Genomic DNA, 22208 nt, shown 5'->3' on the forward strand with positions numbered 1-22208 from the left:
AATGAAAAATAGTGCGTTTGTGACGTGGTTTGGCCAAGGGCTACCTAAAGGCTATTTCAAAAGCAAGGTTGTGCCAGGTCTTCAATCGATGTTGCTACCGTTTGATTACACTGATGAGGGTGAAGTCATCCCCAACGACAGCTTTGATTCGACCTCGCAGCCAGAAAAGGTGATTGGCCAATCGCTGTACGAGCGCAACCTTAACCGAAGAACTTTGGAAGGCTGGAAAGAAAGTGGTGTCTTGGATTCCATGGGCCTGCAAATGGCCTCGCTGGGTGTATCCACCCAGCACGAATTCCGCTATCTGTGGTTTCGAAACTCACGAACAGGCGAGCGGCGCTATAATTCCTACCCCATCATGGATCTGGTAGCAGGTGCCAACCTAAATAACGTCCTGGTGGAGCACTCGGTTTTTGACCTGTCAGGCCTGCTCAATAGGTTAAAAAAAGCTATCGAAACCGGTGCGTTTCATGCGATCTGGTCAAAGGGGCTGATGGATAACCCACTGTTCCCCCTTGCGGACGGACGTTTACATGAGGTTCGGGAAGTACATTGTTACGCATCAGCAGTGATTTTCTCTCATTACAGTGGGGCTCAACTTCCGCCAGACTTGAATGACAGGATCACTGCAAAAAATGTGCAGGCGCTCATCAGCTTTAATGAGGGCGACGCCTGGAAATCGGCATTTGCAGGCCTTCGCAATGAGGCCGAAAAATATGATTTCACACAAAGTCGCATCTTCGGGCAGATCATGGCACAGGCCGTCCCGCTGGCTAAGCATGCGGGCATCAGCCCTCGACTTGTGGCTCAGCGCTGCTCGGACATCATGGACGCTTACAGTGAAAAACTTGATGCCGGCGTAGTCACCCCTATCGAGCTGGCCTACAAGCGCCTCATGCTGATGAACATCTTGTGGGACTGCCCTGAGTTGTGGGCTGAATTCGAGCTTACCACTGGCGATCTTTTGGGGTGGGACTACCGAGTTATTGAGACACAAGAGCAACGAGATCACTGGTCAAACACTCTTTGGCGCGACTCACTGATCTCTAGGAACCGCACAGGATCAAACCTTGGCGACCGCATGCTGGTCTCTTTGGCTAAGCGATATCCCGACCTGTACGATCCTTTGCACATTGCGCGCAAATGGGGAACTTGCACGGCTAAATGGTTCAAGGGTGTAAAAGACTTTGAGCCGGCTCGCGCCATCATCAACGATATGATGACCAAGAACGAATGGCATTACGGGTTCGAGCGTAAGCGTCTCAATCACCTCTTTGGTGAGGATGCAAGCTTGGCCGCAGTGATGACCTTTCTGGACAAAGGTGGCAATGCAAATCTTGAGCGTGCAATGGCGTCGATCGGCCAATATCCAGCCATCGGTGAGAAGGCATTTGCAGCTGTAACCAAGGTGAGCCAGATCAAACGCTTGGCGAGCTTGATCGCCATTACTCCGGCGCAGATGCAGACCCTTTCTTCCAAAATGCGGGATGCAGTGGTTGCGGTTAACGTGGGCCTTTAGAGGCCCTTTGGGACAGGGTTTTGATCACCATGAAGACTGAAAAAAGCTACCAATTCATCAAGAAATATGGCTATGGCGCGTTTATATTCTGCACGCTTTGTTCAATAGCAGCGCTATACATCTGCCATCCGATAAAAGACTCCCAGCGCTTTAACTTCCATCGTGAAGATGTGAAAACTCCAAACCTGGTGACTTACGCCCCCATACAGCAAATGCTGAGCGTAAAAGACCAGTGGTCACGGAGCAGCTCACAGTCAATGTGCGTCTCCCATATGGGCTGGTGTCTATTGCGAGCATTGGATGATGACCTGCGCCACAAGTACAACCAATATCTTGAGGTTCCAGCCCATTATGTGGAGGCTGGAGTATCAGATGTCACCCTCGTCGGTTACTATGGCACCAGGGGCATGAATCGTGACATGTTGACTATTCTTGCCGTTAAGAAACTGAGAGGGGACGGCCAGTCCGCCTTCTTGAGAGAAGTGGGCATTGCTGCAAAGAGGGTCGGCTCTATGCCTATTTTCATTGCCGGCGCAAACCCTGTCTACCGAAAGTGGGTCATGGCTTCGGGTGGCCTGGGTGGTGAATACACCTTCAAAGACCCGACAGTGAGCTCTCTCGTTCGTTTCGATGGCCCTGGTCGCTCTACCTGGCTTGGTCTCTATCAAAGCAACGATGGCCCCTTCTTGGCCATTGTGAATAAGCCGTCCAATACATTTTGATTTCAAATGGTCAATCAGCAGGATACGCCCATGGACATTTGCATCACCGCCATCGAAGTCGTCAAATCCTTCGGATTGATCACAGAGGTGGTTCTGAAAACTGATATGGGTCACTTCAGCAGCCAGTATCCAGAATCACCCACCCTTCGTGCACAAGCCGAGGATGCGGCCTCTCTGGAATTTTTTGATTCTTTAGAGGCCCCCGCCAGCTATCCAATTCGTGGGATTAAAGTGTTCAAGAGGCCAGGGCATCCAGACGAGGCTATCCTCGACATAATCTTCAGTACGGCCTCGTTCGAGGGCAAGGGCTCTCCAACGATCTCCCTCAAAGCCCCAGAGGGCTGTGCAGAGCGATACCTGATCAGCAACCTTGGCATTGTGCCCAAAGTGTTCCAGATGTCATCCGGTAAATCCCCCAAACCTACCGGTCTTTGCTCCATCTGCTTTCACCGAAACGTCCTTGGTGCTGATGGAAATCTGAAAAAACACCGGGAAGATCTCGCTTCATGGAAATTCAAGAAATGGTGCCACGAAGGTCTGCTGCAGAGTGAAGACCGTCGTTACGAGCTGGCTTGTCTTGAGCAGAATTATCCAGCGCGGATGGAGTGCGGTGGCTCATACCTGCCTCCTCTTGAATCATCACCTGCCGGCCTTCTGTGGGCTATCAAGCGGCACAGACAGGCTATCGCGGGTAGTCAGAAAGATTTGGGTCGACACATGGACGGATCAGTCCTACAGCTGCTCCCGTCTGAATTAGGGCCGCACCATAATCCTAACTTATCTGGAAACGAGCGTTACCACGTCATCATCAAGCAGGACGATCCTCGCTTCACCAAGTGCATGGACGATAAAATTCAATCCATTAAGGCTCGGATTGAGCGTCACGCCAAGAACATTCAAAGCCTGAAGAAATTGCTCAGATGGGTGAATAGAGCTCACGTCAGTGGCGCATGGCTCGCACCTTTGGATTGCATAAAGGCCGAGCACTCCGTGAATTTCGACATAATGAGCCCAGCAGAAGCCAGAAAGCTTGTCGTTGACCTAATGGCTGAAACACCCACACCAGATCTTGCCTGAAAGTCCCTATCAACTCTACGCAACCTATTGAATTTGCTTTAAAAAAACACGATTTCAAAAAAATATCAAAAATCGCCTTTGCGATCTATTGACATAAAATCAACGCCTGGTAATATTGGAATCACTGGTCACATAGCTCCAATTGGTTAGAGCAGCCGGGGTGCTAACCCGGAAGGTTTGCGAGTTCGAGTCTCGCTGTGATCACCAAATTTTTTAGCATCGCCATGTATGGCGGTGGTACATTGAAGTGAAGAGGCTTGGTCTCCCCTCTAAGAGAGGCCACCAACTGAAGAGAAAGCCACCATGAAACGTTTGTAGCTCTTGCGTACGGAACCGACCGCATCCGGAAACGGACAAGTTTGCAAATATCGACCTTGAGTCGATCTCCCCCAAGGATCTTGCCTTGGCTCTGGCTGACGACATGCCAGTGGCTGATGAAGATCATCTCTACCAATACGCCGTCATTCCCATGTCTCTGGAGATGCCTTCTGGCAAGCTCTCAGCTCAGACGGGTCACGCGTATGGTGACAGCCTCAAAATTGCTGAACGTATGGATCCAGAGCGTGCTGAACGCTATAGGATTGCTGCGCACGGCGGCTCAAAAGTCACCCTCAAAGCCAAGAACCAGCAACAGCTGATTACCGCCTTTGCCAAAATTCGGCAACTGGGGATTCCTTGCGCCTTGGTGGTCGACAAGCACCACATCCTACTGCCTCACTTCGATGGCTCTCCGATCATTACGGCATTGGGGATTGGCCCCTGCACGAAAGCCGAATGCCGGGAAGTTACCAAAAAATTCCAATGCCTCTAACAACCAAAAATCTAAAATACCGGAGAATCACCATGACTACTTTCACCCCGTTCACCCAAACCCGCAAAGCTCTGATCGCTGACGTCAAGGCCATGCTCACCGACCCGGAAAACCTGCGCATCCCGCGCAACCAGTACGGCAACAAGCTGCCTCGACTATTCTTCAAGGACTACGTCGTCTACGCCGTTTTGCGTGGCGCCGACTGGAAAAAGACCAGCCACCTTGAAGACGGCGGCAATGCCCGTGAGGTACTTGAGGGCTTGCAGCCTTCGCTCAAGGCTGCTCTCAAGCAAGCAGAGGTCAAGGTGCCGTACGCTTGGGCTCGCTACGTCAAGGATGCCAGCGTCCTGGCTGAGCTTGACGAACTGCTGACCGTCGCACTGGCCAGCTGATCAACCGCCAGCTGCTCCAGGGGGCGGCTGGCACCCTTACCCTGCCCTTATGGTGACGATAATGTTGTAGCTCTTTCCCACGGCATACCAGGCCGGATCTCGACAGAGACAGTTTGCTTCAAATGATGAAAGATTGTGAACAGACCAAAGGATTGTCTGTGCTTGCCCATGGCGAGCTAGTGCACGCTTACTACCAAGATCTGCGCAATCATGTTGAACAAGGCGCGCCACTGCAGTACGAGTGGAAACTGCCGGATTGGTTTGCAAGCAAAGACCTGTGGCGCTTGCGCCTCAGCGAAAGCGTTATCGAAGAGTATCAGGTCAACCATGATTGCTCGAAACCTTTGGTGCGCACCCTGGGCGAGGATGGGAAAGTGCATTTTCCCGATCATGCCAAGGCATCTGAGGCCATCTGGCTTCATGTGGGTGGCAATGCGGATGCTGCAAGGCTGATGGGCATGGACATGGATATCCACCTGCTCAAAGCCGAAGGGCAGGAGGACTTTGCGAAAAGGCGTGAGGCGGCTACCTTGCTGCTCACAGGTCTTTGTGAAATTCATGCTAACGCTTCGATGTTTGGAGGAATTGACAGCACCTCCTTTAAGATCAAATGGAAGCACATCGACAAGCGCGGCAAGCAAATCGTCAAGCTGTTTGATTGCGGCGAATAACCCCGTCGGAATCACTCAAAATTCCAGATTAATGTGAGCGAGCATGGATGGCCTCACTCACAAAGCTGGCAGTCTCTGGTGAGGGGAATTAGGCGCGAAAGCGCCTTTTTCCATGGATATTGAATGCTGGCTGCCGCTATTATTGGCTAAGAACAATTGAAAAAGTTGAGCACCAATGACCCAAGCCAAGCCCCTGTCCATGAAGGATATGCAAGCCTATCTGAAAGGACTTCCCCAAGATGAGATTTTGATCATGGCCAGGTACTTCGGGAAGGATATCGATTTTCTCACCAAGATTGACATCAAGACTGCCAAATTGTTAGCCAGGCATCTGGTGGGAATGGGTCTGGCGGATCCAGAGCTTTCGCAAACCGACGACGAACGAATCGAAATGTGGGCCAAATACGGCCTTGAGGTATCGGTGCCTGCAGGGCGCTGTGACTTCAGCGATTCCATGATGCTGGCCGAGCATAACGGAATCCCCTACTGCGTGGATGAACATTCACATCTTCTCAAAGATGGCAGCGATCGCGACATTCATCGATTAATCAGCCACCGCCAAATGATGATTGACTGCTACCACGAGAAGATCAAATCGGTTTACAATCACTGTCTGTCGCTGGACAAAGGCCCTGTTTGGGTAATGGTCGGCGGCGGAGCACAAGTTCAGGCCTTCTTCGGCTACGACCAGGGCTACTTCGCCATCCTCTACCTTGACATGCAAGATGCGCCCAGAAACACCGAGGCCCAGCGTGACAAGCTCAACAAACGCAAGCATTCGCTTGTACCTCAATTCGAACATCACGAGCCCCTCTTCGAGAGGCTGAAGTTACCGGGCGTGAAGGTCTCCATCTTCGATCGATCTCCGTCCCCATAAGGCACCCATTGAGCAAAAATCATGAAGTACGAAGACATGCAAAAACTTGTGGTTGGCCCCGGCCAGACACATGACATCAAAGCCCTGGTCGAGATGATCCCTGCACTTGCGCTGCTGGAGGACACGCCTCAGGAACCCCAGTATCACGGTGAAGGCAACGTTTTCATCCACACCAACATGGTGCTGGAGGCAATGATCAACGGGCCTGACTACAACACTGCCAGTGAAGATGAGCGATTTGTTTTGTTCTATGCGGCATTGCTGCATGACATCGCGAAACCGTCCACGACGGTGATCGACGAAATCACCGGCAGAATTGGCCAGCCTGGACATTCCAAGCGCGGTGCGATCGATGCCAGAATCATGCTTTGGCGCGCTGGCGTCCCATTTGGCCTGCGCGAAGAGATCTGCAGGATCATTACGGTTCACCAGCTACCGTTCTTCGCCCTGGCGGGTGACAAGCGCAGCGGAAAGCCAGCCGAATTTTTGATCCACAAGCTGTCCTGCGAGCAGAATCTCTGGATGCTTTGCGCCATGGCTACCGCCGACATGGAAGGCCGGGTGTACCACGACAAACCTGGCGTGCTGGCAGACATCGAGCTATTTAGAATGCTGGCTGATGAAGAAGGCTGTCTGCGCTCTGCCAAGCAGTTCCCTGATTCCTATACCAAACTGCGCTACCTGCTGGGTGATTCGATTTCACCCGACTACCCCTTCTACCGTGAGCGAAAAGGCTCTGATGTCGTGGTCATGTGCGGGATGCCGGCGTCGGGGAAAAATCACTGGGTCAGTCAGAATTTCCCGAACCTCCCGGTGGTATCGGTTGATGATGCGCGTGCTGAGCTGGGCTTACGCCACGGCAAAAATAACGGTGCAGCGACGCACTTTGCCTTCGACAAAGCCAAGAAGCTGCTGCAGAACAAGGAGCCCTTTGTGTGGAACACCACACTACTCTCCTCTCAAATGAGGTCGCAGACACTGGACTTCCTTCACGATTATCACGCTGACGTGCGCCTGGTGTACTTGGAGCAGCCCGAAAAGGTCATCTACCAACGCAACACCAAGCGCAACACCTCCCTCAAGAATGAGGGTATTCGGGATATGTTGTTCCGTTGGGAAGTGCCACTGCCGACCGAGGCGGCATCGGTGGAATATCGGATTAACGAGACCTCACGCAAGCCAGTCCTGGGACTTGAGCCTTGAGAAAGGCTGGACGACTTAGCAATATATTGGCAAAATCGTCCAGAATCTTTTATGCCCCAGGGCACAATCCACTGACAGGTTTAAAAATATGAAACTTCAACAGTTCCTGGCCCTGCCAATAGGCACTGAGCTCAAGGGTTTCAAGAAGCGGTTTGTGGTCAAAAGCCGCAGCGAACTGGATGGTATTGAACAGCCCTCTCTGATTGATATCGACACTGGGGAGCCATTGTTCGGCGCCATCTACATTCCCCATCTGCTGAGCCTGGATGCCCAGGGGCTGATGGCGAGCGAGGAAAGTCTGGAGCCTCAACATGGCTCGGTTCTGGAGGTCGGCCAGGATGAAAGTCGGCACGTTGAATCACAAGCTGAAGAAATCCTGTCGACCATGACCGCACAGGCCCACCCCGAGGAGATCCGGGCTGATGAGCCTCTGTTTGATCCCATGGTTGACGTGGAGGACTACTCGCAAATTAGCCTCTCTTTTGCAAGCGAGGATGTCTGTTTGATGGACGTCACCGCCATGATGATCAAGCACCAGCCAGCAGCAGACGAGTATGCTGATTTGCTGAAGGCCCTCTAAGGGCCTTCACACCCTCTAAAGGCCGAACTCAGCCAGAGCCGCAACATCGCCTTCGATCAACGCGGGAACGAGCTTGCAGAGCGCCTCATCAGCAGTTGAACGGATAGCAGTCGTGGCGTTGATCAATTTTTCGTGATCAGGCGCCGTGTAGAACATGGGATGTTCTCGATCTGCTTCAGGGTCGATGTAGATCACCTTGGCTCCGGCTTCGACGGCAGCAGCCAAAATGGCAATCAGGTAAAGGAACGCCAGTGTGGTACCTGTCACGATGACCAGGTCGACTTTCATGGCGTAATCGATGGCGCGATTCATATCGTTCTCATCGACATTCTCGCCGAACATCACCACATCCGGGCGAATAAATGCGTTTTCAGGATCCCTGCAGCGGTAACAGCGCGGGGGTATGATCATGTCTGATGTGAGGCCCAGCTGATGATGGAAGCCACACTTCTGGCAGACGTAGCGCTGGGCAGAGCCATGGAGCTCGATGACGTTTCGAGGATCGATGCCGGTCTTCAGAGACAAGCCATCCACGTTCTGTGTAACCTCCATGTACTCATTGGCCGCTTCGCTAAGGCGCTTGAGCGCGAAGTGTCCGATTGAGGGGGTCGCCTGGGCGTATTGAGCATGCATATTGAGCCAATGCTTCCACAGCAGCTCAGGACGATTGTTCAGCGTATCGACCGAGACGATCTTCTCAACCGGCATGCCGTATTCAGCTTCAATCGCTGTATAGCGCCCCTGAGCGCCTCTGTAGGTAGGCAGGCCGCTACCAACGCTCAAGCCCGCGCCCGTGATTGCCAGGATGTTCACATCACTCCCCTCATTCGTGTCATTTTTTGAATTATGCCATAAATTGAGGGGTGAAAATCACAACCCCAGGTCGCCGGCAAAGACCTTGTCCTGAGACGGGCCTGGCAGCTTATTGAAATGCTCTCTCGCAGGCCTGCCATAAGGAACCATGAGGTCAACCAAGGCCTTCTTGGGCTTCTTTTCGCTCATGATCAAGTTGAAAAGCTGGCTGAAGGCCTCGGGAAGGTGCTGTGACAATGCTTTCGCAACGTTCTTTTTATCGCCCAAGTTGGCGCCGTCCACCATAGGCACTCGGTCTCCTCGAATATTGAAGAGGGAAAAAAGATGTTTTGCCAACAATTCTGTCCCGATTTTTTCACAAACAGGAACTAGCGTGGATTGAAGTGTCGCCCCTTTGGCTTTGCCCAGGTTGTTAGGCAACAGCAGCATGGGGGCGCCGCGATTCTTCTCGGTAGCGGTATGGAAAAGATCCTGCAGGGCCTTGTCGTCGATCGTCGAGAAATCTGCAGCACAAGCCGAATAGAAGCCTTGATGACGCAAGTAGCTCGGATTAAAAAAATCCGCACCCTCCTTGTTCAGGCCCTCCAGGATGTCCTGCAGTTTCAGGTAGTGGCTGCTGTAGTGGAATTTTCGGCCCAACCCATGGCGAAATTGAGTGTCGTTGAAAATGTCACTCAACTCAGCATCATCGTACGTTTTTCCCAGAAAGTCGCCGCTGGTGATACCCAGCTCAGGCCAGCACTGCGGAAAAGCCATGAAAGGACGTTTGATGGCGTATTCCACATAGCTGTCAAATTCCGGGTACTTCGAGAGTGTGTGGCTAGCGATGGCCTGAACCCTGTTGAGCAACCCCTGCATGATGTCTTCAAGCGGCGCTCCGCGCAGGTAGAGGATCTGGGCTGGCAAGACTGTCAATGAGGCAAGGTTTTTGTCCATGACGTCATAGCGATTGAGTAGAAGCGAAGCCTTATCCTTACCATTGGGATTTTTCACTTCCAGGAAGGTTTTAAGTGCGAGCTCGGTAAGCCCCTGCCCGCCTTTGACCCAAAGACTCAGATCAAGATCGCCCTGAGCGTTTAGCCCCATCATGTTTGCCAGCTCAGGGCTTTGGCGGGAAACCTCGGCATTGGGGACATCGCCCAGGGTGCATAGGTAGAGGTACGCAATGTTGTCCCGATTCTTATCCATCTGAGGAAAGGTCTGCCGAAATTCGGCAAACTCTGGGAGCTGAGCCAACAGCTTGTGGGACTCAAACTGGAGGCCAGCAAGCACGACTGATGAGTATTTTAGCTCTTCCACCGTAAGGCCAGCCTTATCGTTGATGGCAAGCCCAAAGAAAGGAAGGTGCTCCCTGAACTCCTTGCTGGAGTAGTCGCGAACAACGGGGTATTGGCGGTTGAACAGATATCCATCACGCGCCAGCAGTGTAATGAGCTTGTGACTGGTGTTGTCACGGAGCAGATTTTTGAATTCGAAGTTTTTGAACGCTGCGCTGGCGGACTGTGGCGGGCACTCACGGTTCTCGATGTGCTCGGCCAATGTCATATCCAGAGACAGGCCTGACTGGGTCAGATCTTCATGGAACTGATAGCGCAATTCATCGTAAAGAGCATCGCCAAGCAGGGTTCGGGCATCGGCTTCTGAGGTGTTATCAAACATGATCTGTCTTCACTTCTTTTTTCTTAGCGTAGCAATGACGATTGAGCCAGCGCTACCAGAGGGAGGTTAATCGGCCTCCCCCTTGGTCGATCAAGGCGTATCGCTGTCCCGGATCCAATCAGTGTCAAAGTGAAGGTCATGAGGCATTACCTGCTGGAAGTCCACAGCAACCACAGGCTTGGCGCGGGCATGGCGATGGGTGCGATTGCCCAGGCAGTAGCCGCATCCTCCGTGGTGCGAACAGCTGTTGGCCGCGTAGATCTCCTTGCGGGCACGGTCTCGCATCAGTCCTTTTCTGTAATGAAAGCGCGTTGTACGCGACATGGTATTTCTCCAGAGTTGGGTTTTAACGTCTCATGGGTCACCTCCAATGGGTCAGTGTTGTGGCCGCAGGCCGGGTCAAAAATGCTTGGTTGGATCTTTGCGAAAAGAGCGGGCATCGAAACCCTTGCTTAGCGCAATGTATTTGTCTTCAGTCACCGACGTTTCGCGTTCGAGCATGCCCAGCACGCCAGATATGAACATCATGATCTCTTGGAAAGCTTCGACGCCCCCCATCATGCGTTGAAAATTGAGATCTTTGAGGCAGGGCTCCAATACGATCTGCCTGTCGATAGCAACAAAACTGACCAGGCGGTGCTCAAGGAAGACGTCCATCGACTCAATACCCTGGTGCATCTTGGACAGCCACTCACGAAGCGTCTTGGTCACTGGGCGATTTCCATCCCAAAGATACAGTCCAGAGCGCCCCTTCTCGTCCAGCTCGCTTGCAGGATAATCCTTCTCGACCCAGAAGTGACGGCGCTCCCAGTGATCGCCATCATCGCGGAACAGCGACCCTTTCATCTCTCCGGTCAGAGTGTTTTCAAAGGTGTAGGCGCCCGTGTAGACCTTCCCGCAAAAACCTACATGGAAGGGTACGAATTTGCTACGGCGCAAAAAAGGATTGCGCTCTTCGGCTCTGCCCAGCGCTATCTTGATATCGCGGATGATCGAGGGGTCTTCAGCAACGCGTGTTTTACGCTGATAGACAACGGTTTTGTCAACACCATAACCGATGGCGCTGTCGTAGTAATCTGGCTTTTCGCGGATGATCAACATGGATCTTCATCTCTAATCTTCTGTTCGCCATTGAACATTACAGATTACGTATATCCCGAGTTCTTCGCAAGTCCTTTCGCTCCAAGAGCAGGTTTTGTAGCGTATGGGTGATCATGAAGGTTTCAAAAAACACGAGAATGAAGCTCATGACATACTCCCAAATCCACACCATGTCCTCTCCCCACTCCATGTCTCTGGCCTGGGCTTCCAGAATGATTTGCCGGGTGTCTGTACGTACCAGCTTGTAGATAAACGGATGGCTGTAGCCTTGTCGAGGTGCTACAAAGTAGTGCTGGTGATCAGACGAGCCCCAAAAGCTTTTGAGCTCCATCATGGTGCGACCGTAGTCTGTATTTCTGAGAACCCAGTCATTGCCTATAAATTGGCCATCCTGACTGGTCATGACAATGCGCTCGGTTTTCTCATAGCTGTTCCAGCCCCTCCAGGGAGATTTCTCGACATTTTTGTCGCCGATGATCCACAGCTGAGCCGAAATGATGATCAGAACCATGCCCAGTAGGCACTTGAGCGCCTCCCACCCCATAACTTGCCGGCGCATATAGCCTGCAAATGCCAGCCCAGAAACAGCGAGAAGAGAACCCACCTGAATCAGAGGGTAGCCTTCGAAAAGCCTGGCTTCAGTGGCTGACCAAGTGTCTGGCAAGAAATTGCTGATGTATGTGTCGCCCAGAAAAAAAGCCCCCTGTAGCAGGATAAGCATCCACCAAAAACCCTGTACCACAAGCTTGCGCGAGAGCGTGGCCAAAGCCAGAAAGATCAGGATGGCCAGCAGTTGGTTGTCCTTTGTGCAGCCATCATAGTCAACCAAAATATGGGCATCCTGCAGAATGGCCACCACGGCAAAAATGAGTGGAAAAATGATTTTTAGCACAATCTATCCTCAACCAATACACGTATCTGCTTACGACCCGCAAAGACTCATGAAGCCCTGCTTCGAAGGACTCTGTTGCGCTACACTTGACTCAAGGTTCTGGTTTGGCCGGGCCTTGGATCTTTCAAAAAGTCACCAGTAAATGACCGAAATCCAGGCCATAAAAAACCCAGCCGAAGCTGGGCTCTCTTGCCGACGCACGTCATTTTAAGGGGAGCATTGTGTCCCCACCAATCTGTCGCAATGAAGGGGCCACCTTCGTTTTCCCATATCCTGGGCTGGAGCGATTGGCCTTGATCTGCCCTGTGCGTTGGGCTGCAGGCTATTTCTTTAGCTTTGCGGCAAAAGCGTGTTGCTCAGTCAGAGGCGATTAATCGCCAATGACTTTTGCGTTATGAATGAACTCGCGAAACGACCAGCCATCATCAAGGCCATTGTCCTTGAACACCTGGACAAGCTCTTTCTCGGTGCGATCGGGGTCGACAGCGAAGCTCACGTGCAGGGTGCGCCCCTGAGTGAAGTGGCGGCTCAGCTCGCGCTCTGGATCTTTGGCGGCAGAAACCCTTGAAACCAGTTCACTCTCGTTGCTGATGACGACACCAGCGCCCTTGAGATCCCCTACGAAACGGCGAATATCGAAACTTGACATGGAACTTCCCGTTGGAAATGGATAACGGCAATAGGTGTGTAATTGCTGGGCTTTGCTCAGCAGACAGGGAAATAGTGCTACTGTTTTGACTCTGTGTCAATATATAGGTAAACCGAATTCAAGAAATTTTATGAGGCCTGCCTTCAATGACACCCCTTCCCGAATTTCACCGCCAAATTGACCTGGATGGTAAAACTCACATCAACGTTTACAGTCAGGGCGTAACCGCCTTAGGCAGAGCCTTGTCGCATTTTGCCCAGACTCCTTTTGAACACCCTGAACTGGGCTTTTTTACATCCGTTGAGGGGCTTTGGTATTTCCTACGCACTCGCGATGAATCACTGCGCGATCTCTCTGGCTTTGAGGCCAAAAAAATTGGTCGTGAACTGCCTCTGGCACACCCACAGCTACCTGATGCTGAATTTCGCAGGCTGATCAATCTGGGAAACGAGGCCAAGATCTGTCAGAACCCAGCCCTTCTGGATGCCCTGGGAGCAACCACACTGCCTTTGACGCACTATTACGTGACCAAGGGCTACGGGAGCAAGCCAAAAGAATCAGAATGGATCCTTGCGCACCTGGAGACCATACGGTCGACGCTCAACCCCCAGGCGGATGCCTCAAACACTGCGTACCTTGAAGCCAAGCACCGAGAGGTTGAACAGGAGTCGCAAATGCAGGGCTCCTTGTTCTGATATCAGCCATTTATCTTCCGCAGTGCTGCTCGGGTCTTTGTCACATCGATATTGCCCACCTGGCGCATTGAGGGGACTTCGCGCCCCTCTTTCCCTATGAATAACAGAGCTGGCGGGCCAAACAAGCCATTTCCCTTAAGCCAGGTGGATATATCAGGGGTGCTGTGGGTGATGTCCAGCTTGATCCATTTTACGTTGGGGTAAAGGGCTTTGACATGAGCCTCTCGCAGCTCGCGCTCCTCTACCTTGCAGTTCAGACACCAATCGGCTGAAATTAGCAGGGCTTTAGGGCCTGGGCTGCGCAGCACCTGGTTGAGTTCTGCGATATCGGAGTAACTGCGATCAATGAGCATCTCTTTTGTCGCCAGTGGGCGCCTCCAATCATCCTGGCCGTTGAAGCCGCCAGCAATGCAGACAAACCCATAGGCAAAAAGGGCAAACACCAACCCTGCACCCACACTGCTATTCCATCGCTGTGGCCATCGCAGCTTCAGATAGGCGCACAGGCCCAAAGACAATACCCCTACAAGAATCAGCGAATGGGAAGCCGAAAGCAGGCGTGACAGATTGACTGCCGCTGCGGTGGCCAACAGCAAAGCACTGCCCTCCTTCATTGCAACCAGCCAGGGCCCTGACTTGGGAATGAAGCGCTTACCGCCCAAGGCCAAAATCAGAAGGGGTAACCCCATGCCCAGACCCAATGTGAACAAGCACATGCCAGCGTAAACTGGACTTCCAGCCTGAGCGAGGAAAAGCATGATGCCCGCCAGAGGCGCAGACACGCAAGGCGAAAGCATGATGGTACTTACTGCGCCTAAAAGCGCCGCAGTGGTGAATTGGCCACCTTGGATCTTGCTGAAGACTCCTTGGCCAACGCCGCCGCTGATGAAGCCCAATCCGGGCACTCTCCATCCCAGGTTGACCACTGCAAGCACCAGTAAGGACAGGGTAATAACCAATATTGGAGCAGGGCCTTGCAAGGCCGTACGCAGGTCAAAAGATGTCCCGATAAATCCAATCGCAAGACCCAGGGCGGCATAGCATAACGAACTGGCCATAACATAGGTCAATCCTAGGGACGCTTGTCGTGCTCTAGGCACCTGCCCCCCGGAAATAGCATGCAGCAGCAAAGGAAGTGTAGGCAGCACGCACGGGGTCAGCGCCAATAATATGCCAGCCATGAGAAACCACCACAGCGATCCTGGGGCCTTGGGTGTCAGTTCGGAGGCCTTGGGCAACTCCCCCTCAATCTGAACAGTTCGGGTCTGTTGCTCAAAACAGAGGCCGGTATCCAGGCAGCCTTGCAAGCGGACGGTCAATGTCCGATCTGAAAGAAGAGGAAGCACTACCTGGGCACCATCATGGTAGACCTCAACCTTGCCAAATGAAGGATCTTCTTTGACGGTTCCTTTCGACATGCTGATAGGCTTCACGGGCTGGCCAGCCGATTCGAATGAAAGCGAGCTTCGATACAGCGAGAAGCCTGGCATAACGGAAAATGTCACGCTAATACCTTCGCCTTGGCGCTGGGCAAAGGCCACATTCAACCCCTTCTGGGGGTCGGTATTTTGTTCAGCCCAGGGTTGTTGATTCAGATTAAGCCCACTGGCGTGGGCAGCGCTCATGGTGAGCATGAACAATAGGTAAAGCAAAAACCGGGGCATGTGGACTTCCAGGGTGAGCGGTTGGTGTCGTCCGTCGACAGGCAAGTGACGCTTTAGCAATATATTGAATAATCGAGTATGATGCCAGTATCACAATTAGAATGATGACTTATCCATGGAACCCTCCTGCCCGGCGCCTGCCATTGCTGCGCCTCACAAGCGTCAGTTTGTGTCTCTTGAGTGGCTGCGTTTTTTTCTTGGCGTCTACCTGGTTCTGTTTCACACGCTTAATGGGTTCAACTACCCAGAGCTTCCTGTTTTTTTCAGAAAATTCTTTGAGATGGGCTTTTTCAGCACCAGCACCTTTTTTGTGCTGTCCGGTTTTCTGTTGGCTCACGTCTACCTGCGCGATCATGCCTCTGGCTCGGCCCTTATGTCAGGTACCCGCAAGAGCTTTTGGGTCAAGCGTTTTGCCAACCTATACCCGATTCACCTGGGTTCATTTCTCCTGGTGGTGGCCATCTTCGCGATTTTCCCCAAATTGGGGATTATTCCCAATGACAAGGGCATGAGCTTGATGAGCGTGTACCCAGACACCAATGATTGGAAGGCTGCGGTCATGCACCGCATGAGCTCGACGGAGCTTGGGGTCGCGCTGGGGATGCATGCTCTGCTCTTGCACGCCTGGAACCCCTTCTACCTGACATTCAACATGCCATCGTGGTCGATCTCCACGTTGATGTTTCTGTACCTGTTGTTCCCAATGGTGGCGCCGTACCTGCATCGATTCAAGCATCCTGGGCGAGTGCTGACAGCTATCTGCCTGCTTTATCTGGTGCCTGTACTGCTGTTTATCTGCATGGACTGGTACGGATCACCCGCCACCGGCATTTTGCACCGAAACCCGCTGATTAGAATGCCTGAGTTTCTTGCCGGAATTGCTTTGTGCGCGGTGTATCACCGGCAACAACAGATGGGAAAGGTGATAACCAAATGGGTGCTGGTAGGGCTCTGGGGATTCGTGATCGCAAGTGTATTGATTGCAGCCTACCTGCTCAACGTTGCTGGGGATTTCAGTCAAAAAGGCAACATCCCCTACTTTCTTCTGCATGATGGATTACTGCTTCCAGCACAGCTGGCGCTGATCTACGTGTTATTGCATGTCCCCAACCCGTCTGAGCGATGGGCAAAGCTTGCCAAGCCTTTGGGAAACTGCAGCTTGTCGATGTTCGCGCTGCACATCCCGCTGTTCATGATCTTTGTGCGTATCGAGCGCGTGATCGATGGTGAGCCATCTCTCTGCCTGACAGACCTCATGGGCTGCTTCGCTGCCGCTGGTGGCAAGACACCCTGGCACTATCCAATCTACTTCCTGTTGGTGGTACTGATCAGCCTGGCCTTCCAAAAGCATTTCGTTGAAAGGTGCCGGGCATTGATTGAGCGCTCACTGCTTACCACTCAGAAAAAAAACGCACCGACACACATTATGACGGAGGCTCGGGCATGAGCTACGAAGGCTATACCATTGCAAAACACTCATCCTGCTGGATTCTTCATCATCCAAGCCCTGAGCACCAGCCAGTAGGCGGGAAGACCAAAAAGGAGTGCATCAAGCATTTGGCCGGGATGCTGCTTGAGCAAGAGCAATCAATTCTTGCAGAGGCATACCAGGAGAAGATGCGCAGCAAGGGAGAGGATTACAGCTACTTCGATGCGCTTGACGCCCTGATCCACGAAGCCTTGCACAACAGCAAAGCCTTCATAGAGGTGCTTCGACCTGAGCTGAAAAAGATTTTTGCGGACAGTGGCGCCGTTTCGTTCGAAATCGAATACATCGGCTGAAAACAATCATTGTCTGATTGTACCCCCAGGCAATAACTGGCATAAAAGGAGAGGCGCCGGAAGCTTCCAGCGCCGGGCCATTTTTCTATCAGTGTGAAAGGAAACGCTCTACATCCAGGGCTGCCATGCACCCCGCACCAGCGGAGGTGATTGCCTGACGGTACACAGAATCAGCCACGTCACCCGCAGCAAATACGCCTGGCACAGAGGTGGCGGTAGCGCCCAGCGATGAGGATTTATTCAACGCGATGTACCCATCCTTGAGTTCCAGCTGATTTTGAAACAGCGAAGTGTTTGGGTTATGGCCGATCGCAACAAACAGGCCATCAACCTTGATCAGCTCTTTGGGGTGCTCCGGCGAGGTCGGCCTGATGAAGATGTGAGTGACCCCCATGTCATCCCCGATCACCTCATCCACCTCGTAATCCAGAGCCAGGGTGATCTTGCCGTCTGCGACCTTTTGCACCAGCTTGTCCTGCAGGATCTTTTCAGCCCGGAATGTCTGACGGCGATGGATCAAGGTGACATGCGAGGCGATATTGGAAAGATACAGAGCCTCTTCGATCGCGGTGTTGCCACCTCCAACAACTGCCACAGGCTTGTTGCGATAGAAAAAGCCATCGCATGTGGCACAGGCGGAAACGCCCTTGCCCATGAAGGCCTGCTCGCTTTCAAGACCCAAATAGCGGGCCGAGGCTCCGGTCGCGATGATCAGGGCGTCTGCGGTGTAAATCCCTGAGTCTCCTTCCAAGCGCAAAGGCTTTGATGTCAAATCTGCCGTGTGGATGTGATCGAAGATGATCTCGGCCTCAAAGCGTTCGGCGTGTTCCTGCATTCGAGCCATCAGTGCCGGCCCGGTCAGGCCATGGGGATCACCTGGCCAGTTGTCTACTTCTGTGGTGGTCGTGAGCTGGCCACCCATCTGCATGCCCGTGATCACAATGGGCTTGAGGTTGGCTCGGGCTGCATAAATCGCAGCTGTGTAGCCTGCAGGCCCGCTACCCAGGATGATAACTTTTGAATGTTTGTTCATGGTGGAATACTCGGAAGTGGCCCGTCAACTGACGGGCATCTTGGTTAAAGGGAAGTGCCGTGGTCGGCCAGGTAAGCTGAAACACCTTCAGTGGTGGGCTTCATGCCGGCGTCACCCTTGCGCCATCCTGCTGGGCATACCTCGCCATTTTCTTCAGTAAACTGGAGAGCTTCGATAACCCGGATCAGCTCATCAACATCACGGCCAATAGGGAGGTTGTTCACGACCTGGTGCTGAACGACGCCTTCACGATCGATCAAGAAGGTGGCGCGAAGCGCTACCCCTGACTCATGTTCGATGCCGTAAGCCTGGGTAATCGCATGCTTGACGTCGGCGACCATGGTAAAGCCAACCTCGCCAATACCGCCCTTTTCCACCGGCACCTGGCGCCAGGCAAAGTGGGTGAATTGTGAGTCGATCGAGACCCCGACAACGTCGACACCCAGTTCGTTGAATTTGGCGAGCCTGCGATCGTGGGCGATGATTTCTGAAGGACACACGAATGTGAAGTCCATTGGCCAGAAGAAAAGGGCAACATAGCGGCCCCTGAGTGACTCAAGGTTGAAAGAATCAATGATTTCACCTTGACCAGTAACGGCGGGGGCGGTGAAGGTAGGTGCAATTTTGTTGACGAGCATGGGTTATCTCCTATTGGTTTAAAGCTATATTGCAATATACCCAATAATAGCTAAAGACTTTCTGTTAAATAGGCCCAATAGTCCCGCCCTATCATCAGCCTTTCCAGGTTCTGATCCTGCCCGTGTCGACATGGATGAAACCTTTGTCCTGATAGATCCCAACGCCCCCGGCAGCGATCATCATGCTCATGGCTGCCAAAAGCTTCGTATCGACCGCAGGCATGTGAATGTCGCAGGCCTTGCCTTGCATGTGCAGTGACTGCTTGGCGGCACCTTCCAATCGAAAGTTGTGCTCAGGGGTGCGATAGCCAGAGAGCACCTGCATTTCCGAATTTCTCCCCTCAAGCCTCACCCACATCTGGATCTGAAAGAGCACATCAAAAAGTTGGGGGTCAATCATGTTCTGTTTTTTGTAGGTAGCGTCACGAAGCATCCAGATTCCATCCATGAAACCGGCCTTTTGATAGCCATAGCCCTTCTTCCAATAGCAGAACGTGCGCTTCTCCTTGGTCTGTGGCCTGGACAGCGTCAGGATCCTGTCCTGATCAAGCAATCGGGCACGCCAGTCGGTAGGCACGGGTTGCGCCAAGAGAGGCTCTGCAACGACAGTGGCCGCTGCAGCCATGGCGCCCATCAGGAATCCACGTCGAGACAAATTTGGAAAGGAAGATTTCATACGGTCAATATATCATTAAATAGTGGTTTTGTTTTGTACCATCCCTGATCATGACCCGCAAGGCACTCCGTCGGTTAGATTTCCTCTAGCTCTTTGTCTGACAAGTTGAATAAGTTGGCGATAAGATCAAGGCAGCCCCCTATCTCAGAAGAGATTGTAGAGTCACCACGATAGATGGCCGCTGCCAGTCTATGATTGCCATCAAGGATTGGCCAAGCTGGTGCTGTATGGGAAGGAACGCCCACATCGATATGGATAGGATCGCGGGCAGGATTGAGCACCAGATAAGCAATCCTTGCTGCGTGATCGTCGCCTCCAGGCTGTGGTATCAGCCGCCGCTGATCGAGTGCTTGGGCAACGGACTCCATTGTCACTGAGGGCCCCCAGGCGCTGGGTTCGCCAAAAGGGTTGGCGAATTTTTCCAGGTGCTCAATGCTTAGGTTTACAGGCATGCAGTGAACTCTTTGTGGAATTGCCCCGGACTATGGGGCATTTCACATCAGGCAGCAACCCGGTTTCTACCTTGCCGAGCCCAGATTTCGCGCAGGTAGTAATTGAGAGCAGTACGCCTCAACTCGGTGGCTTCCTTGGTCAGTGCAATTTCGACTGCTCTGATCTGGCCCACCATCAGTGCAGTCGCTTTGCCTCGTGTAAGGCCGGTGTAATACAGGTTGCGATTAAGCATATGGAAGTGATCGGTACTCACCACCATGATGATGCAGGGGTATTCAGAGCCTTGCGATTTGTGCACGGTGTAGGCATAGGCCAGGCGCAGCTCTTCGAGCATCAAGAACTCATAAACTACCCTCCGACCTTCATACTCCACAGTGACCTTTCGATCCTTGATATCGACCAGCACCACACGCCCTGTCTCGCCATTCATGACTTGAAGGGTGTTGTTGTTCTTGATGTGCATCACTTTGTCGCCAACGCAATATTCAATCTCTTCGCCGTCCTGATGGCATCGAAGACCTGTGCCAACGTTGGGATTGAGAAGTTTCTGCAGGCGGCGGTTCAGAGCATACACGCCCGCTTCACCCTTGCGCATCGGCGTGAGCACTTGAATATCTTCGAATGGGTCGTATCCATAGTGCTTGGACAGGCGGGCCATGAGGCCTTCAATTTTCGTTGCAATATCCGTGGAAGATGGCGATGGGATAAACCAGAAATCGCTCTCCTCCCCTTTTTCTGGCCGACGGATCATTTGCCCAGTACGGATAAGGTGTGCGTTTGACTTGATCAGGCTTTTTTCTGCCTGGCGAAAAATCTTGTCCAATCGCGTCGTTGGGATTTGTTCACTTTCGATCATGTCGCGCAGCACTTTGCCGGCACCGACCGAAGGAATCTGATCATAGTCTCCGACCACAACTACCCGAGCGCCCGTTCGCACCGACTGGAAAAAAGCTGCTGCCAGTTGGGTGTCGACCATCGATGCTTCGTCAATCACAATCAGGCTTTGAGGAAGTTTATTATCCTCATTAAATTGAAAGCCACCATCATCCGGAGAGAATACCAAGGCCTTGTGAAGGGTCATGGCAGTCATTTTGGCGCTTTGAGACAACCGTTTTGACGCCTTGCCGGTCGGAGCGCACAACAGTGTTGCGTCTGGCTTTTGGCGAAACAACACCTCAGACGCTAAAAGAAGCACCCGCATGATAGTGGTCTTGCCGGTGCCAGGGCCGCCCGTAATAATCGACAAGGGGTTGGACAGGGTAGTGGTCACCGCTTCGCGCTGCATGGGTGAAAGCGTGATACCCAGATTCTGCTCCGCATACTCGATGCCTTGACGAATACTGTCCACGGCTAGGAACTGGCCGATTCCCGTGTGAAGTCGATAAAGATCCTTCACGATCTGCTTTTCAGCGTAGAAAAGCTCTTTGGGGAAGATGTAGAGCTCCCCATCGATCATGTCTGTCTTGACCAGGTTGCTGCCCTTGAGCAGCTCGACTGCGGGGAGAATCGCATCTTCGCCCAGAGGGCGACTTGTTTTTGAAAGCAGCTTCCAGGCTTGCATGCACAAGCTTCGCTCGGTAAAGCAGGTATCGCCTGATCCGTTGACCCCCTGATCCATCCCGGTAAGCAACGCAATCATCACCCGATAAGGGTCATCAGCTTCAACGCCTACCTGCTCTGCGATGCTGTCCACCATCTTGAATCCGACGCCCTTGACCAGAAAATAGAGCTGGTAGGGATTGGCTTTGATCTGTTCGACGGCGCTGATGCCCAGGGCATCCACAATCAGCTTGATATGGCGTCGACCCAATCCGAAACTGTGCAGGAAAAGGTGAACAGCGCGCATCCCCAGATCGTTTTTCAGCCCTTCGACCAACGCCTCGATCTTTGCTGGGCCAAATCCAGGCACTTGCTTGAGTCGTTCAGGGTGGTTTTCGATGATGTTGAGGGTGTCGAGGCCAAAAGTTTTGACCAGTCGAGTTGCTAGCTTGATGCTCACACCTTTAACACGGCCTGCAGCGATGTACGCCAGGATCGCATCAATCGTGGTGGGGATGTCAGGCACGATGCTTTTGGCCCGAAACTGACGCTTGTCGAAGTTTGGGTCGAAGCGATTAGCATTAGGGCTCGGCTTGCGATCTTCCCACCGCCCTTCGCAGGTGACCAGATCGCCTTCATACAGGCCAACATCATCACCAAGTACGACGCCCCCGCCTGAGCTGTTGTCCAGGCGGAAGATGATGAAGCCATCGCCCTTATTGTGGATGACGTTTCGGATGACTCCAGTGAGGATTTCCATGG

Annotated in this window: 24 protein-coding genes and 1 tRNA gene; 13 read left to right on the plus strand and 12 right to left on the minus strand. The window is 52.6% G+C overall.

Translation table 11 applies throughout. From position 1 onward, the window contains the following. The first annotated feature begins 1 nt into the window (after position 1). The 10 genes from IFT57_RS06785 to IFT57_RS06830 all read left to right on the plus strand — a co-directional run bounded on the left by IFT57_RS06785 (position 2) and on the right by IFT57_RS06830 (position 7852). On the plus strand, positions 2-1519 hold the full coding sequence (locus IFT57_RS06785) for a hypothetical protein (RefSeq protein WP_122531221.1): 1518 nt from the start codon (positions 2-4) through the stop codon (positions 1517-1519). 29 nt (positions 1520-1548) lie between these two features. Then, a complete protein-coding gene (locus IFT57_RS06790) occupies positions 1549-2241 on the plus strand; it encodes a hypothetical protein (protein WP_192092576.1) in 693 nt (230 codons plus the stop codon). Between the two features lie 30 nt (positions 2242-2271). Next, positions 2272-3318 carry a hypothetical protein gene (locus IFT57_RS06795; protein ID WP_122531219.1) on the plus strand — a complete coding sequence of 349 codons (1047 nt, stop codon included), beginning with the start codon at positions 2272-2274 and terminating at the stop codon, positions 3316-3318. A 126-nt stretch (positions 3319-3444) separates the two neighbouring features. After that, positions 3445-3525, plus strand: a tRNA-Ser gene (locus IFT57_RS06800). Positions 3526-3721: 196 nt separating this feature from the next. After that, positions 3722-4129, plus strand: a complete 408-nt coding sequence (locus IFT57_RS06805; protein ID WP_122531218.1) for an aminoacyl-tRNA hydrolase — start codon at positions 3722-3724, stop codon at positions 4127-4129. Positions 4130-4161: 32 nt separating this feature from the next. Next, positions 4162-4521, plus strand: coding sequence for a hypothetical protein (locus IFT57_RS06810; RefSeq protein ID WP_122531217.1), 360 nt, complete (start codon positions 4162-4164; stop codon positions 4519-4521). A 122-nt stretch (positions 4522-4643) separates the two neighbouring features. Then, positions 4644-5192, plus strand: a complete 549-nt coding sequence (locus tag IFT57_RS06815) for a hypothetical protein (RefSeq protein ID WP_122531216.1) — start codon at positions 4644-4646, stop codon at positions 5190-5192. Positions 5193-5367: 175 nt separating this feature from the next. After that, a complete protein-coding gene (locus IFT57_RS06820) occupies positions 5368-6069 on the plus strand; it encodes a hypothetical protein (protein ID WP_192092574.1) in 702 nt (233 codons plus the stop codon). 21 nt (positions 6070-6090) lie between these two features. Beyond that, the gene (locus IFT57_RS06825; protein WP_122531214.1) at positions 6091-7272 is read left to right on the plus strand and encodes an AAA family ATPase; all 1182 of its coding nucleotides are present in this window, start codon (positions 6091-6093) and stop codon (positions 7270-7272) included. An 88-nt stretch (positions 7273-7360) separates the two neighbouring features. Next, positions 7361-7852, plus strand: coding sequence for a hypothetical protein (locus tag IFT57_RS06830; protein WP_122531213.1), 492 nt, complete (start codon positions 7361-7363; stop codon positions 7850-7852). Between the two features lie 15 nt (positions 7853-7867). Here IFT57_RS06830 and IFT57_RS06835 read toward each other — a convergent pair whose 3' ends face one another. From IFT57_RS06835 to IFT57_RS06860, 6 genes are all read right to left on the minus strand, one after another. Then, positions 7868-8665: an SIR2 family NAD-dependent protein deacylase gene (locus IFT57_RS06835; protein WP_342030333.1), complete on the minus strand. Its 798-nt coding sequence runs from the start codon at positions 8663-8665 to the stop codon at positions 7868-7870. A gap of 57 nt (positions 8666-8722) precedes the next feature. Next, positions 8723-10324: a hypothetical protein gene (locus tag IFT57_RS06840; protein WP_122531212.1), complete on the minus strand. Its 1602-nt coding sequence runs from the start codon at positions 10322-10324 to the stop codon at positions 8723-8725. Positions 10325-10414: 90 nt separating this feature from the next. Then, positions 10415-10648: a hypothetical protein gene (locus IFT57_RS06845; RefSeq protein WP_122531211.1), complete on the minus strand. Its 234-nt coding sequence runs from the start codon at positions 10646-10648 to the stop codon at positions 10415-10417. Positions 10649-10723: 75 nt separating this feature from the next. After that, a complete protein-coding gene (locus IFT57_RS06850; RefSeq protein WP_122531210.1) occupies positions 10724-11425 on the minus strand; it encodes a hypothetical protein in 702 nt (233 codons plus the stop codon). Positions 11426-11462: 37 nt separating this feature from the next. After that, positions 11463-12317, minus strand: coding sequence for a hypothetical protein (locus IFT57_RS06855; RefSeq protein WP_122531209.1), 855 nt, complete (start codon positions 12315-12317; stop codon positions 11463-11465). A 370-nt stretch (positions 12318-12687) separates the two neighbouring features. Continuing rightward, entirely contained in the window at positions 12688-12966 is a 279-nt protein-coding gene (locus tag IFT57_RS06860; protein WP_122531208.1) for a hypothetical protein, read from the minus strand. Positions 12967-13112: 146 nt separating this feature from the next. Between IFT57_RS06860 and IFT57_RS06865 the strand changes: the two genes are divergently transcribed. Then, positions 13113-13661: a hypothetical protein gene (locus tag IFT57_RS06865; protein ID WP_122531207.1), complete on the plus strand. Its 549-nt coding sequence runs from the start codon at positions 13113-13115 to the stop codon at positions 13659-13661. Between the two features lie 2 nt (positions 13662-13663). Here the strand turns inward: IFT57_RS06865 and IFT57_RS06870 are convergent, their stop codons facing one another. Further along, complete coding sequence (locus IFT57_RS06870; protein ID WP_122531206.1) at positions 13664-15325, minus strand: cytochrome c biogenesis protein CcdA; 1662 nt, start codon at positions 15323-15325, stop codon at positions 13664-13666. 115 nt (positions 15326-15440) lie between these two features. Between IFT57_RS06870 and IFT57_RS06875 the strand changes: the two genes are divergently transcribed. Beyond that, positions 15441-16772 (plus strand): acyltransferase family protein, encoded by a 1332-nt coding sequence (locus tag IFT57_RS06875; RefSeq protein ID WP_122531205.1) that lies wholly within the window; start codon positions 15441-15443, stop codon positions 16770-16772. After that, positions 16769-17107, plus strand: coding sequence for a hypothetical protein (locus IFT57_RS26945; RefSeq protein ID WP_241032702.1), 339 nt, complete (start codon positions 16769-16771; stop codon positions 17105-17107). Before IFT57_RS06875 ends, IFT57_RS26945 begins: the two co-directional genes overlap by 4 nt. An 88-nt stretch (positions 17108-17195) precedes the next feature. Here IFT57_RS26945 and trxB read toward each other — a convergent pair whose 3' ends face one another. The 5 genes from trxB to recD2 form a co-directional block, all read right to left on the minus strand. Further along, a complete protein-coding gene (gene trxB / locus IFT57_RS06885) occupies positions 17196-18140 on the minus strand; it encodes a thioredoxin-disulfide reductase (RefSeq protein WP_122531204.1) in 945 nt (314 codons plus the stop codon). A gap of 44 nt (positions 18141-18184) precedes the next feature. Continuing rightward, positions 18185-18778, minus strand: coding sequence for a peroxiredoxin (locus IFT57_RS06890; protein ID WP_122531203.1), 594 nt, complete (start codon positions 18776-18778; stop codon positions 18185-18187). A gap of 94 nt (positions 18779-18872) precedes the next feature. Continuing rightward, entirely contained in the window at positions 18873-19412 is a 540-nt protein-coding gene (locus IFT57_RS06895) for a YcbK family protein (protein ID WP_122531202.1), read from the minus strand. A 116-nt stretch (positions 19413-19528) separates the two neighbouring features. Beyond that, positions 19529-19906 carry a hypothetical protein gene (locus tag IFT57_RS06900; RefSeq protein ID WP_192092571.1) on the minus strand — a complete coding sequence of 126 codons (378 nt, stop codon included), beginning with the start codon at positions 19904-19906 and terminating at the stop codon, positions 19529-19531. Positions 19907-19953: 47 nt separating this feature from the next. After that, complete coding sequence (recD2, locus tag IFT57_RS06905) at positions 19954-22206, minus strand: SF1B family DNA helicase RecD2 (protein ID WP_122531201.1); 2253 nt, start codon at positions 22204-22206, stop codon at positions 19954-19956. Positions 22207-22208 lie beyond the last annotated feature (2 nt).

It is taken from the genome of Pseudomonas sp. CFBP 13719, assembly GCF_014842095.1.
In the GTDB taxonomy this organism is placed as follows: domain Bacteria; phylum Pseudomonadota; class Gammaproteobacteria; order Pseudomonadales; family Pseudomonadaceae; genus Aquipseudomonas.